General features: G+C 68.8%; 9 protein-coding genes. 6 read left to right on the top strand and 3 right to left on the bottom strand.

The window, feature by feature from the left end; translation table 11 throughout:
- Positions 1-187: 187 nt before the first annotated feature.
- Positions 188-1,261, bottom strand: coding sequence for a serine/threonine protein kinase (locus H9Q09_RS13515; RefSeq protein ID WP_187391469.1), 1,074 nt, complete (start codon positions 1,259-1,261; stop codon positions 188-190).
- A gap of 112 nt (positions 1,262-1,373) precedes the next feature.
- Here H9Q09_RS13515 and H9Q09_RS13510 point away from each other — a divergent pair, with 112 nt between their 5' ends.
- The 4 genes from H9Q09_RS13510 (at position 1,374) to H9Q09_RS13495 (ending at position 6,195) form a co-directional block, all read left to right on the top strand.
- Positions 1,374-1,874: a cupin domain-containing protein gene (locus tag H9Q09_RS13510; protein WP_187391468.1), complete on the top strand. Its 501-nt coding sequence runs from the start codon at positions 1,374-1,376 to the stop codon at positions 1,872-1,874.
- 128 nt (positions 1,875-2,002) lie between these two features.
- Positions 2,003-3,814 (top strand): chloride channel protein, encoded by a 1,812-nt coding sequence (locus H9Q09_RS13505; RefSeq protein WP_187391467.1) that lies wholly within the window; start codon positions 2,003-2,005, stop codon positions 3,812-3,814.
- 205 nt (positions 3,815-4,019) lie between these two features.
- Positions 4,020-4,484 (top strand): DUF2231 domain-containing protein, encoded by a 465-nt coding sequence (locus tag H9Q09_RS13500; RefSeq protein ID WP_009209083.1) that lies wholly within the window; start codon positions 4,020-4,022, stop codon positions 4,482-4,484.
- A complete protein-coding gene (locus H9Q09_RS13495; RefSeq protein ID WP_187391466.1) occupies positions 4,477-6,195 on the top strand; it encodes a sorbosone dehydrogenase family protein in 1,719 nt (572 codons plus the stop codon). The genes H9Q09_RS13500 and H9Q09_RS13495 overlap by 8 nt, the downstream gene beginning before the upstream one ends.
- 164 nt (positions 6,196-6,359) lie before the next feature.
- Here the strand turns inward: H9Q09_RS13495 and H9Q09_RS13490 are convergent, their stop codons facing one another.
- Positions 6,360-7,487, bottom strand: coding sequence for a GGDEF domain-containing protein (locus H9Q09_RS13490; protein ID WP_348646306.1), 1,128 nt, complete (start codon positions 7,485-7,487; stop codon positions 6,360-6,362).
- A 157-nt stretch (positions 7,488-7,644) separates the two neighbouring features.
- The gene (locus H9Q09_RS13485; RefSeq protein ID WP_187391464.1) at positions 7,645-8,136 is read right to left on the bottom strand and encodes a thioesterase family protein; all 492 of its coding nucleotides are present in this window, start codon (positions 8,134-8,136) and stop codon (positions 7,645-7,647) included.
- 157 nt (positions 8,137-8,293) lie between these two features.
- Between H9Q09_RS13485 and H9Q09_RS13480 the strand changes: the two genes are divergently transcribed.
- Together H9Q09_RS13480 and H9Q09_RS13475 are read left to right on the top strand one after the other, a co-directional pair.
- Positions 8,294-9,703 carry an FAD-linked oxidase C-terminal domain-containing protein gene (locus H9Q09_RS13480; RefSeq protein ID WP_009209087.1) on the top strand — a complete coding sequence of 470 codons (1,410 nt, stop codon included), beginning with the start codon at positions 8,294-8,296 and terminating at the stop codon, positions 9,701-9,703.
- A gap of 139 nt (positions 9,704-9,842) precedes the next feature.
- Entirely contained in the window at positions 9,843-13,817 is a 3,975-nt protein-coding gene (locus H9Q09_RS13475) for an AsmA-like C-terminal region-containing protein (protein ID WP_187391463.1), read from the top strand.
- Position 13,818: the final 1 nt, after the last annotated feature.

The raw sequence follows: 13,818 nt of genomic DNA, 5'->3' as shown, positions 1-13,818 counted from the left end.
CTGGTGCGCGACACCGAGCGAGCGCGCGCGACATGAGCCATCTGCGCTGCAGTATGGTCGCGTCCCTCAAACACGGGCGTCATCCTCGGGCTTGACCCGAGGACCCATGCCAAGCCCTTCGCGCCGCCGCGACGTTGCCGAAATGCAGCCCCGCAAAACGGTGGTTTACCTTGCCGCCATCGCCCCCCTACCGCTTGAAGCGGCGGTCGGTGAAGTTGCGGCGGTCTTCGGCGATGCGCTGGGTGATGGCGAGGGCGGTGTCGTCGCCGGCGACGGCGGCGAGGCGTTCGACCTGATTGATCGCCACCAGCCGCAGGAGATCCTCGCGCACGGTGCCATTGGCGTCGCGGGGCAGGGTCGCGACCACTTGGACGAGGTCGGGACGCGGACGTGGCGCGTCGCGGAGGCGTTGCTCCAGCGCCGGCGCATCGGTGCCCGGTGCCGGTTCGGCGAAGAGATAGAGACCGACGCCGCGCTGGCGCGGATAGGGATAGGGCACAAGGGCGAAGCCGGCGATGGCGGGATCGGCGGCGACCCGCGCCTTGATCGCCACCCCGTCGGTGTCCATCCGGTCGCGCGTGCCCTCGCCATCCGACCAGTTGAAGATGCCCCGGGTGACCATGTTGTAGACCGGCTTGAAGGTCGCCATCCAGACCCGCGCCGGCAGGCTCTTGGTCGCGAGCATGCGCTTTTCGGACGCCGTCAGCGCCTCGCGGCAGAAGCTGCGCTTGTGCTTGAGGAGATGGCGCAGATCCTCGCGGGCGAGGAGCCGGAACAGGCGCGTGCGGCGCGGAAAGAAGGTGGCGAGCTGCATGTCGATCAGCGCCGCCTTGCCGTCCGGGGTCATCAGCCAGTTCTGCGGCTTGGCGAGATCGTTGTGGGTGATGCCGGCCCGGTGCAGCGAACGCAGCAACCGCTTGGCGTCGCGGAAATAGGCGGTGTTGCCGATCGGGCGGGCGACGTGCAACGGCGTGCCCTCAATCCAGGACCGGTAGAGCGCCTCGGAATCGACACCGAGAAGGGTCGGGGTCCCGGCGACGGGGCCCAGCGTCTGCAGCGCTCGGATCTCGCGCCCGGCAAGGTGCCAGGCGAAGCGGCGGACCCAGCGGGCGGCGCTCCCGACGCGGCGGCGCGTTACCGGGGTGTCGGGCGCATCGGCGAGGTGGCCGGCGGCGATCTCGCCGAAGACGTCGCGTTTGAGTACCGTATCGACAACGAAGGGCGCGGCAAGAACGGGAAGCGGGGGACGATGCTGGGGCATGGATCTCGTGGACTGGGCAGGAATGTCGCCTAGCTTCCGCCAAGCAAGCGCAATCGCGCGGCGCCGGACGCGCGACCGATCTTTGCGGAATTATCGACCCTTGCGAGGCGAAATGGAAGTCGAAACCCACCTGTTCCCGGCGCGGGACGATATTCCCAACAGCTCCTTGCCACTGCTTGTGTTGCGCGAGGCTGTCGGTGCGGAAGACGCGACCGCGTCCGCAATGACCGAACGCTTCCTGGATCATGGCTGGCAAGGCTGCTGGACCTACACGGTCTTCGACTACTGGCATAATCATGCCGACGGCCACGAGGTGCTCGGCTGCGTCGGCGGCGAAGCGGAGATCGGCTTCGGCGGTCCGGGTGGGATCACGGCGCGGATACGGCCGGGCGACGTGGTGGTGATCCCGGCGGGCGTCGGCCATCGGCGGCTGTTGGCGACGCCGCACTTCGCCGTCGTCGGCGCCTATCCGCCCGGCCAGAGCGGCACCATCCTGCGCGCCGGCGACCGCGAACTGGCCGATGTGCAGAAACAGATTGCGGCGCTGGCACTGCCGCCGTGCGATCCCGTCACCGGCGCGCAGCCCGGCTATCTGGCGGCGTGGCATGGCTGAGGGCAGGCCCCGGCCATGGTGGAGAAGCTGCGAATCTTTCGCCCGCAGCCTTTCAATCGCCGGGCGAGGGTGGAATAGAAGGGCGACTTACAGCCTGTCCGATCCATCCCAACAGCGTTCCCGTGATCATGTCCGTCGATAGCCCGTCCGTCCCGTCCGCTGCGTCGCCCGCACCGGAGGCGGAGGCACCGCCGGACCGGGAAGTGTCGCTGCCGGCCATGCTGTTGCTGGCGCTGGTCGTCGGCATCGTCGCCGGCGTCGGCGCGATCGTCTTCAAGTATCTGATCGCCTTCATCTACAATCTGGCCTTCTACGGCGAGCTCAGCCTGCATCTCGAGCCGAATGCCTATGGTGCGCCGAGCCCGTGGGGCATGGGCATCATCCTCGTGCCGGTGATCGGCGGCCTCGTCGTCGTCTGGCTGGTGCGCAGCTTCGCGCCCGAAGCCAAGGGCCACGGCGTGCCGGAAGTGATGTATGCGATCTATCACCAGAACGGGAACGTGCGCGGCGTCGTCGCGGTGGTGAAGTCGCTGGCCTCGGCGATCTCCATCGGCACCGGCGCCTCGGTGGGCCGCGAGGGCCCGATCATCCAGATCGGCTCGTCCTTCGGCTCGACCTTCGGCCGGGCGCTGGGCCTCGTACGCCACCAGAAGATCACGCTGCTGTCGGCCGGGGCGGGCGCCGGCATCGCGGCAACCTTCAACACGCCGCTCGGCGGGGTTCTGTTCGCCTCCGAAGTGCTGCTGCCGGAGATCTCGGCCCGCACCTTCCTGCCGGTGGTCGTGGCGACGGCGACCTCGACCTATGTCTTCCGCCTGGCAATGGGCATCGAATCGGCCTTCATCGTGCCGCTCGGCGGCCTGCCGGAGGGCGCCGCGGTCAACGGCGCCGAGCTGCTGCTGGCGGCGATCCTGGGCGCGGTGATGGGCGTCGCCGCCTGGGCCTTCGTCAAGCTGCTGGCGAAGTCAGAGGACGTCTTCGAGCAGTCGAACCTCAACCCCTATGTCCAGAACGTCATCGGCATGACCGCCGTCGGCGTGATGGGCTATCTGTTCCTCTCCTGGACCGGCCACTACCACATCTATTCGGTGGGCTACGCGACCATCCAGGACATCATCAGCGGCGCCGACATGACCGTCGCGGTGCTGATCATGCTGTTCGCCGGCAAGCTCGTGGCCACCTGTCTCAGCCTCGGGGCGGGGGCGTCGGGCGGCATCTTCTCGCCGAGCCTGTTCATGGGCGCGGCTCTGGGCGGCGCGGTCGGGCTGATCGGCAACGCGATCCTGCCGGGGGCCGGCCTGACCATGGAGACCTTCGCGATCATCGGCATGGGCGCCATGGTCGGCGGCGCCACCAGCGCGGCGATGACGGCCATCGTGATGATCTTCGAGATGACCCGCGACTACGAGATCATCCTGCCCCTGGTGCTGGCGGTGGCGATCGCCATCGGCGTGCGGCGCTCGCTGACCCTGGCCGACATCTACACGATCAAGCTGCGCAATCGCGGCCGGCCGATCCCGACCGACCGGACCACCAACATGTTCATGGTGCAGCCGGTCACCGAGGTGATGTCGAAGACCTTCGAGATCCTGCCCGGCGCCATGACCGTCTCGGAAGCCTTGAAGCGGATCGACGTCGAGACCTCGCGGGTGATCCTGACCGACGGCAACCGGATCACCGGCTTCGTGCGCTTCGGCACGATTCCCTACCGGGCCGATCGCTTCGCCACCCAGACCCTCGACGACATCGGCTCGTCGGAGTTCATCCTCGCCTCGACGGTCCACAATCTGAACACCGTCATCACCCGGATGAACCGGCGCAACCGCTCCTACGCCATCGTCGTCAGCGAGACCCGCGGCGTGCCGCGGCCCGAGGACATCGCCGGCGTCATCAGCCGCGAGGAACTGGCCAACGCGGTGGTGCGCAACCACTACGGGTAATCGTGGCGGGTCGGGAGGGCGTGCCGGCACGGTCCGGCGGGTCCTGATGCCGGGCGGTTGCGGGGGCGCGTGATGCCTTGCCGCGCAGGCTCTCGGCGTCCGTCGTTCTGCCCGGAATCCTGCGCCGCTCGGCTTCGCGCAAAGGTCTTGGAACCAAGCACGAGCCCACTCGTATTGTCAGTGGTTTACCACCTGACAGATCGAGATGCTCTCCATGGATTTCCCGCACCCTCCAGTGACCGCGACGGTCGGCGGACAGCCGATCCACGCGATGCTGATCCCGTTTCCGTTCGTCTGTTTCACCCTGACCCTTCTGACCGACATCGCCTATTGGCAAACCGGTCATCTGATGTGGCACAATTTCTCGTCCTGGCTGCTGTTCGCCGGCCTGATCTTCGGTGGTTTCGCGCTTCTGGCCGGTCTCGTCGACTTCATCGCCCAGCCGCGCCTCCGGGCCCAGCCGCCCGCCTGGGCCTATGCGATCGGGACCGTCTTCGTTTTGGCGCTCGGCTTCCTCAACAGTCTCGTCCATGCCGGTGACGGCTGGACGGCGATCGTTCCCTACGGTCTCGCCCTGTCGGCCGTGAACGTGATCCTCATCTTCGTCACGGCCTGGCTCGGCCGTTCGATGGTCTTTCAGTACGGTGTCGGAGTGCGTAACCATGATTAATCGCAAGCCATCCATCCGGACCGCCATTCTCGGCGGCAGTGCCATGGTGCTGCTGGCGATTGCCGGCTGCAGCGACGAGGGCGGCGATTTCGACGTGTCGTCCCAGATCGGGCCCGATCCGGTCCTGCCGGAGCCGAGCACCGCGCTGCTGCCCGATCTGAAGGTGGCCGAGGTCGTCGGCTGGGAGGAGGGGCAGACCCCGACCGTTCCCGAAGGCCTGACGATCACCCCCTACGCCACCGATCTCGCCAATCCGCGCACGGTCCACACGCTGCCGAATGGCGACGTCCTGGTGGTGCAGTCGCGCGGCCCGTCGGGCAAGCCGGTGGAGCGGCCGAAGGACGTGATCCGCGGCTGGATCATGTCCCTGTCCCATGGCAGCACCGGACCGCAGAAGGAGAGCAACCTCATCACCCTGCTGCGCGACACCGATCGCGACGGCACGGTGGACGAGCGCACGGACCTTCTGACCGGGCTGCATTCGCCCTTCGGCGTCGCCTGGGCCGACGACACGCTGTATGTCGCCGCCGCCGATGCGGTGCTCAGCTATCCCTACGAATTGGGCCAGACCGAGCTGACGGCCGAGCCGACGGTGCTGACGCCGCTGCCGGGCGGGCCGATCAACCATCACTGGACCAAGGATCTGGCGCTGAGCCCGGACGGCACGATGCTCTATGCGTCGGTCGGCTCGAACTCCAACGCTGCCGAGCGCGGCATGGAAGCCGAGAAGGGCCGCGCCGCGATCTGGCAGATCGACCGCGAAACCGGCGCCAGCAAGGTCTTCGCCTCCGGCCTGCGCAACCCCAACGGCCTGGCGTTCCAGCCGGATACGGGCGAGCTCTGGGCGGTCATCAACGAGCGCGACGAGCTCGGACCCAACCTCGTGCCCGACTACATGACCTCGGTGAAGGAGGACGCCTTCTATGGCTGGCCCTACAGCTATTACGGCGACCATGTGGACGAGCGCGTCTATCCCCCGCGGCCGGACATGGTCGAAAAGGCGATCGCTCCCGATTATGCACTGTCCAGCCACGTCGCGGCGCTCGGCCTGACCTTCACCAACAACTCCGCCCTGCCGGAAGCCTATGCCAATGGCGCCTTCATCGGCGAGCATGGAAGCTGGAACCGCAGCAATTTCAACGGCTACAAGGTGGTCTATGTCCCGTTCACCGATGGCAGGCCGGACGGCATGGCACAGGATGTGGTGACCGGCTTCCTCGACGGTGACCAGGCCCGGGGACGTCCGGTCGGTGTCGGGATCGACGGCACGGGCGCGCTGCTCGTGGCCGACGATTCCGGCAACACGGTCTGGCGCGTCGCGGCGGCCGACGGCACCGTCTCCGACCAGCCGGTCGGCACCGATCAGATCGCCGGCAGCGCCGCCGCGCCTGTAGAGGGTGACGCTGCGGCTGCGCCTGCCGCGGACGCTGGTGCGGACGCGGCAGCGGCCGCAGAGACGCCCGCGGCTGCCGGTGAGGATGCTGCCACGTCGGCAGCGCCCGCCGACGCTGGCACGGCCCCGGCAACGCCCGATGCGGAGGCCGCACCGGCCCCGGCCAACGATGCAGCCCCGGCTGCCACGGACGAGCCGGCAGGCGACGCTCCCGCGGAGACCGAGGCCGACACGGCCCCACAGCCCGCCCAGACCGAGATCGCGCCGGCCGTCCAGCCGAGCGGTTCGGTCGAGCAGGCGCCGGAGCCGCAGCAGTAGCGTTCCGGCTCTTCGCAGCGCATTCGATCTCAAGACGACGGCGTCCGGTCTGACCGGGCGCCGTTTTCATGTGCATGGGCGTTCGGAAAGTGAGAGTCGGACCCGACGGTTACGCGGCGCTCTGAATCCGATGGACGAACTCAAGAGGCGGCCCTCGGCTGCGATCAGGCCGCTTGGCGAAGTTCGGCTGCGGTCCCGGACGGGGCGGAGATGACGACGCGGTTGCGGCCGTTGTCCTTGGCCCGGTAGAGGGCGCGATCCGCCGCGAGCAGCACGGCGTCCATCGTGTCGGCAGGCGCAAAGCCGGCAATGCCGAAGCTGGCGCTGATCCGGTGGCCGGCGGCCAGCGCCTCGTGCTCGGTGCGGTAGAAAGTCAGCCGCAGCGTCTCGGCCACCCGGGCCGCCTGCCGCGCGCTGCAATCCGGCAGGATCAACGCGAACTCCTCGCCGCCGATGCGGCCGGCCCGGTAGCCGCTGCGCCCGATCAGCTCGCCGAAGGCCCGGATGATCGTGTCGCCGACCGCGTGGCCGTAGCTGTCGTTGACCTGCTTGAAATGGTCGATGTCACACAGGATCACGGCGCCGCCACGCTTCAGCGTGCGGCTCAGCGACTGGTCGAAGCCGCGGCGATTGAGGAGCCCGGTCATGGCGTCGCGCTCCGACCTGCGTCGGTAATCGGTGATGACGCCGCTGATAATGCGGGCGAGCAGCAGGAAGACCACCAGCGGCGTGACCAGACCCGAGAGTGTCAGGAGGGTGGTCTCGAGGCCGGAGGTCTTCACCGCATGGTAGCTGGCCGTGCCATCGAAGAGCATGGGAAACAGTGGCAGGCGAACGACGAAGATGCCCGACACGAGACAGAGCGCGACGGCCAAGGCCGTATCGAGCCAGCTCCGCTCTTCAGCTTTGGCAAGGCGCCAGACGCTGTCGAGGATGGCCAGCGCGCAGGCGGTCTGCAGCGGCAGGGTCTGGTAGATGAAGGGCACGTCGAATGCCAGCAGCACCAGCGACATCGCGGCGAGGCCGGCGACCGTGCCGATCAGCGCGCCATGCCGCTGCGTGCTACGCGTGGTGAGCCGGATCGACTGGCCGACGCACAGATAGGCGGCCGGCAAAAGCAGGGTGATGGCAACGAGTTCGGCGTTCGAGCTCTGCAACTGGCTGAGGACCAGGACTTCGACGCTGCCGATGAGCAGCGCGGCGGCCAGCCAGGCCAGCGCCGGCTCGGTCCGCATCCCGGCATAGATCGCCGCGCACAACACGGAAAGACCGCCGAAAACGACGATATTCACTGCGCTCAACGTTACCGTCACGTCCATCGTGGCGCAGCCCCTCCGCCTTGATCCCGGCGGCAATCATAAGCATCACGGGTTAACGATCTGCCGGTTTGGGTCGGGCCGGCGGGGTGTTGTCGGGGGTCTAAAGGGTATTGCACGAAAGCCTTTCGCGTCAGCGGCGCGGCATTCCGATCGACCGGCCGAGGCGCTCGGGCCGGGCCAGTTCGGCGTGCGCGGCGGCGGCGGCCGAGACGCGGGCGAAGGTCTCGGCGGGGAAGGGCGCCACCTTCGGCGTCTCGCCGCGCTGGTCGATCGACAGGCTCAGGCTTTCCAGCGTTGCGGCGGCCCAGCCGTCGCAGTGGTGCAGTTCCTGGAAGATGTGCAGCCGCTTCTCGTCGAGCCCGACGATCTGCGAGGTCACGTAGACCTCGGCCTGCGGCGGCACTTCGCGCAGGTAGCAGACATGGGCTTCCGCCGTGTAGGTGGTGTAACCGCGCTCGGCACGATAGGTCTCGCCGAGGCCGATCGAGTCGAACAGGCCGTCGATCCCCTTGTCGAAAAGGACATGGTAATAGGCAAGGTTTAGATGCCCGTTATAGTCGATCCATTCCGGGCGGACGGCCATCAATCCTGAACGATAGGGCAACGCGGTCGGCGACGTCATGGTGGCTCCTGGCAAGATGGCGCTGGGTCAGGCAAAGCGTGCGGGGCGCGGGAAGTCAAACCGGCTGACGGTGCCGCAGCATGCGGCGAAACGGAATGCGGCAAGGGCCGCGCAGGCGCTGCCGGGGGGCGGCGCAGGGACGGAGAGGGAGAACGACATGGCGCTGGCGGATATTCTGGCCGAGCGGCCGGCAAGGCGCGAGGGGATCGCCGGGGCGGTCGCGGTGCTGAAGCAGCGCTTCGGCGAGCGGCTGGTGACCGGCGAGGACGTGCGCCGGGCGCATGCGCATTCGACCACCTACATTCCGAACCAGATGCCCGATGCGGTCGCCTTCGCCGAAAGCGAGGAGGAGGTGCAGGAGATCGTGCGCATCTGCGCCGAATACCGCACGCCGATCGTCGCCTTCGGGACCGGCTCGTCGCTGGAAGGCCACGTCAACGCGCCCCAGGGCGGCATCTCGCTCGACCTGTCGCGCATGGACCAGGTGCTGGCGGTGCATCCCGAGGATCTCGACTGCGTCGTCCAGCCGGGTGTCACCCGCGAAGCGCTGAACGCGCATCTGCGCGACACCGGCCTGTTCTTCCCCATCGATCCCGGCGCCAATGCCAGCCTCGGCGGCATGGCGGCGACGCGCGCCTCCGGCACCAATGCGGTGCGCTACGGCACCATGCGCGACAACGTCATCGGCCTGACCGCGGTGATGGCCGACGGCAGCCTGATCCGCACCGCGCGCCGCGCCCGCAAGACCTCCGCCGGCTACGACCTGACCCGCCTGCTGGTCGGCTCGGAGGGCACGCTCGGCATCATCACCCAGCTCAATCTCAAGCTCTACGGCATTCCGGAGACGATCCTGTCGGGCGTCTGCCCCTTCCCGGACGTGCGCAGTGCCTGCGACGCCGTGATCCAGACCATCCAGATCGGCATTCCCGTCGCCCGGATCGAGCTGCTCGACGCCCAGTCGATGCAGGCGGCGATCGCCTATTCGCAGCTCGATCTCCAGCCCCAGCCGTCGCTCTTCGTCGAGTTTCACGGGTCGCAGGGCTCGGTGGCCGAACAGGCCGAGATGTTCGAGGCCATCGCCGGCGAGCATGGCGGCGGGCCGCTGAAGAGCGCGGCGCGCACCGAGGACCGGGCGCAGCTGTGGAAGGCGCGTCACCAGTTCTACTGGGCGGCGCTGGCGTTGCGGCCCGGCGCCAAGGGCATCGCCACCGATGTCTGCGTGCCGGTGTCGCGGCTGGCCGACTGTATCGCAGAGACGCAGGCCGACATCGACGCGGCCGGTCTCGTCGCCCCCATCGTCGGCCATGTCGGCGACGGCAATTTCCACGTCACGCTGCTGCTCGACATGGAATCGCAGGCCGAGATCGATGCGGCCGAGGCTTTCATGGCGCGACTCGCCGAGCGGGCAGTCGCCATGGACGGCACCTGCACGGGCGAGCATGGCATCGGCCAGGGCAAGCGGTCCTACCTACGCAAGGAACTGGGCGGAGCGGTCGACGTGATGAAGACCATCAAGAGCGCGCTCGACCCGCTCGACATCTTGAACCCCGGAAAGATCCTCCCGTAATCTCAGAGGGATAGCCCCGGGCGGGCGAGGCCGCGCTGCGCCGCGCGCATTGGTTCGACGACCGGGCGCCGGGCGCCGCGCCGGTTTCGCGCCGCCCCCGCGTCCACTAGGATCAGCGTCGGACAAGCGGCGGCGGCCATTGTCGGGCCTGTCGACCGGGCATCTTCAGGAACAGCAGGAAAAGGAGCCCGTACTGGTCAGAGCCTTCGTCTTCCTCGGCGGACTTCTCGTTCTCGCGCTGCTCGGCGCGTTGTTCGCACCGTATTTCATCGACTGGACCGCCTATCGCACGGATTTCGAGCGTCAGGCCTCGCAGATTCTCGGCCGCAAGGTGGTGGTCGAGGGCGAGGCCGAGGCACGTCTGTTGCCGTTCCCTTCGGTGACCTTCGGCGACGTGACCGTGCTCGGCGACGACGGCGAGGCCCTCCTGACCATCGCGCGCTTCCGCATGGACGCCGAACTGGCGCCGTATCTGTCCGGCGAGATCCGCATCTACTCGATGACCGTCGACACGCCGGACATCCGGGTGCCGGTGCTGGCGGACGGCACGATCGACTGGGTCGTCGAGCGGCCGGCGATCCCGCGCGGCGCGACGGTGGTGCTGGAGAATGTCGCGGTCGAGAACGGCACGGTGACGGTCGAGAACGGTCTGACCGGTCGCACCCACCGGCTGGAAGACCTCAACGCGACCCTCTCTGCAGGCTCACTGGCCGGTCCGGTGGACGGGCGCGGCAGCATCGTGGTCGGCGGCGAGGTCATCGCCTTTTCGGTCGGCATCGGCACGCTGCAGGAAGGCGGCGACCTGCCGGTGCGCATCGAGACAGCGAACGAGACGCTGGCGACCTCGCTGACGCTGGACGGCAACGCCAGCCTTGAGGACGGCCGTCCGGGCTTCTCCGGCTCCATCGCGGTGACCCGTCCGCTGCCGCCGGCCTCGGCTACGGCGGAAGAGCTCGCGGCGCGCGATCCGTTCGCGCCGGCAGCTCCCGAGGCGGCCGGCGAAGCCGCGTCCGAGCAGCCCGCTGTGATGCCGGTGAAGGCGGTCGGTGCGATCGTCCTGTCGCCGACGGCGGCCGAGGTCAGCGACATCCGCGTTCAGGCCGGCGAGGCGACCCGCCCCTATCTCCTGACCGGTGAAGGCCGGTTCGATTTTGCCGGCATCCCGAAATTCCTCCTGAATCTCGAAGGCGAGCAGATCGACGTGGACCGGATCGCCGCCGAGGAGAATGGCGACGCTTCGCAGGTTCTCGGGCTTGCCGAACGGGTCGAGGCGATGCGGGCGGTCCTTGCCGAGATCCCGCGGCCGACGATCCCGGGCACGGTGGAAATCTCGCTGCCGGTCATCATGGCCGGCGACACGATGATCCGCGACGCGACACTGGCGGCGAGCCCGACCGAGACCGGCTGGTCGCTGTCGCGGCTGATTGCACAGCTTCCCGGGCGGACCCGGCTGGAAGCCACCGGCCTCGTCGATCTGGACGAGAGCTTCGGCTTCACCGGCGATCTGCTGCTGGCCTCCAACCAGCCCTCTGGCTTTGCCGACTGGCTGACCGGCGAGATTGACCCGGCGATCCGCCGGCTGGGCCGGGCCGGCCTGTCCGCCAAGGCCGAACTGAGCGCCGAACGGCAGGCCTTCACGGAGATGGAGATCGATGTCGGCGGCGACCGGATCACCGGCTCGCTGGAGCGCGCGCGCGCGGCCGATCACACTCGGATCACCGCCGACCTCGACGGCAAGGCGGTCGATCTCGACGCCTTCATGGCGTTGTCGCAGCTCTTCACCGGCAATGCCGATTCGCTGGCCAATGCCGACCACTTCGACGTGGCGCTGACCGCCGGTCCGGTGAATCTACGCGACGCGTCGGCCGACCGGATCGATGCCGATGTGAGCTTCGACGGCGATACGCTGGCCATCGCCACCTTCGCCGTCGAGGGGCTGTCGGGCGCGACGATCAACGCCTCGGGCGAATTGTCGGATCTTGCCGGCGAGGCGCAGGGCCGTCTGGCGGTGTCGCTGCAGTCGGACGCGCCGCAGCGGTTCTTCGATTTTCTTCTGAAACGCTTCCCCGACGTGCCGCTGCTGAGGACGCTGGACAGCCAGGCCGCGCATCTGGCGCCGCTGGCCCTGTCGGGCGAGATCGAGACGCTGGAGGGCGAAGCCGGCAAGAAGCCGACGCTGTTCGTGCGCCTCGACGGCACCGCCGCCGGCAGCAAGATCGACCTGTCCTCGTCCATCGAGAATGGCCTCTATGCACGCACGGAAAGCGGCCGGTTCGGTCTTGACCTGCGGCTCGAGAACGACGCCCCGACGGTGCTCCTGTCGCAGCTCGGCATTCCGGCCATCGACATCGGCGCGCCGGCGCCGCTGGAAGCGGAACTGTCGCTTTCGGCGGCGGAAACCGGCCCGGTCGTGACCACCGCGACGCTGCGCGCGCCGGGCAGCGAGGTCAGCCTCGACGGCCTGCTGGAGGTCACGCCCCAGGGCATTTCTGGGGCCGAGATCTCGGCCTATCTGCGCAGCGAGGACGCGGCGCCGTGGCTGTTGACCGGGGCGATCGATCTCGGCCAGTCGCTGGACGCGGTGCCGCTGCAGCTCAATGGCGCCCTCGTCTATGACGATGGCCACTGGAGCCTCAACGATCTCTCCGGCGAGGTCGCCGGCACCCGCATCGCGGCCAGTCTCGACAAGGCCGTCGACGAGGAGGTGACGGGCCATGTCGATCTCGACCGCCTGTCGCTGCCCTGGATCGCCCATCTCGTCTTTGGCCGGCCTATGACCGAGGGGCTCGGCGGCGACGAGTGGCCGACCGAGGCCTTCCGCGACAGCCTGATGCCCTCGTTGCCGTTCTCGCTGCGCATGACGGCCGGCAATGTCCTTGCCGGCGACAACACCTTCACGGATTTCTCGGCGACGATGTCGGGCGGGGCCGGGCAGGCGGCGTTCTCCGATGCGAGCCTGACCCTGCCGGGTGGCACGCTGGCGGGAACCTTCGCCCTGCGCAATGCCGACGGGCTCGGCCGCGTCACCCTCGATGTCGCCACCGAAGGCTTCGCGCTCGACAGCGTCTGGCCGGCGCTTGCGGCTTTCGAGGCCGATCCGCGGATGGATGCCACGATCCGGCTGGAGGGCACCGGCCAGTCCTATGCCGCCCTAGTGTCCGGCCTTACCGGCGCCGGCCGCGTGGAGGCCCGCGACCTGGTCCTGCCAGGCGTTCCCCAAACCTTCCTGTCGCCACTGCTCGCCGTCGCAGATCAGGAGGGGTTCAGCCCCGACACCGATACGCAGGCGGCCCTTGCGATGGTCAGCGGCGGGGCCGGTTTCGCGATCGCCGAAGCGGCGTCGGATTTCGCCGTGACCGCGGGCCGGGTGCGGTTCTCGCCGGTGACGGCGCGCGACGACGGCGCGACGCTGACCATGAATGGCAGCGTCGATCTCGGCGAGGCGACCGTGGACGGGGAATTGCGGCTGGAGGCCGCGTCCGGCGACGACTGGGTGGAGGGGGCGGACCCGAGCGTGAGCTACGATGTCGCTGGTTCGCTGGCCGCGCCGCGTCTGACCGCCAACGTCACGCCGCTGGCCAATTATCTCTCGGTGCGGGCGCTGGAGCGTGAGCAGGCGCGTGTCGAGGCGATGCAGGAAAACCTGCAGGAGACGCTGCGGCTGCGGCGTGAGACGCGGTTCTATCGCTGGCGGGAGGCCGAGGCGGCCCGCATCGCGGCCGAGCGCCGCGCTGCCGAAGAAGAGGCCGAGCAGGCCCGCCGGGACGCCGAGGCCGCGGCGAAGGCCGCCGCGGAGGCGGAAGCCGCGCAAGCAGCCGCGGCGGCGGAAGCGGAAGCTGCCGAGGCGCGTCGGCGCGAGGCGGCCGCGGCCGAAGAACAGCGCCGCCAGGATGCGCAACGACAGCAGCAGGCAGCGGAGGAGCAACGCGGGCGCGCTGCTGCGCAGGCCCGCCAGCAGCGAGCGGCACCGCAGGCCGCACCCGAGGAGCCCACGGAACCGGACTCCACGCTGCCGCCTGGCGTCAATTTCAGCCGCCCGATCCCGGAAGCGCCGCCGGGAGACAGCAGCCGGTTCCCGTCGCTGCCCGGCGTTGCCAATCCCCTGGAATTCTAGG

Origin of the sequence: Aurantimonas sp. DM33-3 (assembly GCF_014334315.1) — a bacterium.
In the GTDB taxonomy this organism is placed as follows: domain Bacteria; phylum Pseudomonadota; class Alphaproteobacteria; order Rhizobiales; family Rhizobiaceae; genus Aurantimonas; species Aurantimonas coralicida.
The sequence above is the reverse complement of the archived record's forward strand: the minus strand, read 5'-3'. Positions and strand labels throughout refer to the sequence as shown.

Excerpts from the sequence above, each read along its gene's own strand:
- H9Q09_RS13510 (WP_187391468.1), top strand. The coding sequence starts at position 1,374 with ATGGAAGTCGAAACCCACCTGTTCCCGGCGCGGGACGATATTCCCAAC.
- H9Q09_RS13485 (WP_187391464.1), bottom strand. The coding sequence starts at position 8,136 with ATGACGTCGCCGACCGCGTTGCCCTATCGTTCAGGATTGATGGCCGTC.
- H9Q09_RS13495 (WP_187391466.1), top strand. The coding sequence starts at position 4,477 with ATGATTAATCGCAAGCCATCCATCCGGACCGCCATTCTCGGCGGCAGT.
- H9Q09_RS13515 (WP_187391469.1), bottom strand. The coding sequence starts at position 1,261 with ATGCCCCAGCATCGTCCCCCGCTTCCCGTTCTTGCCGCGCCCTTCGTT.
- H9Q09_RS13500 (WP_009209083.1), top strand. The coding sequence starts at position 4,020 with ATGCTCTCCATGGATTTCCCGCACCCTCCAGTGACCGCGACGGTCGGC.
- H9Q09_RS13505 (WP_187391467.1), top strand. The coding sequence starts at position 2,003 with ATGTCCGTCGATAGCCCGTCCGTCCCGTCCGCTGCGTCGCCCGCACCG.
- H9Q09_RS13480 (WP_009209087.1), top strand. The coding sequence starts at position 8,294 with ATGGCGCTGGCGGATATTCTGGCCGAGCGGCCGGCAAGGCGCGAGGGG.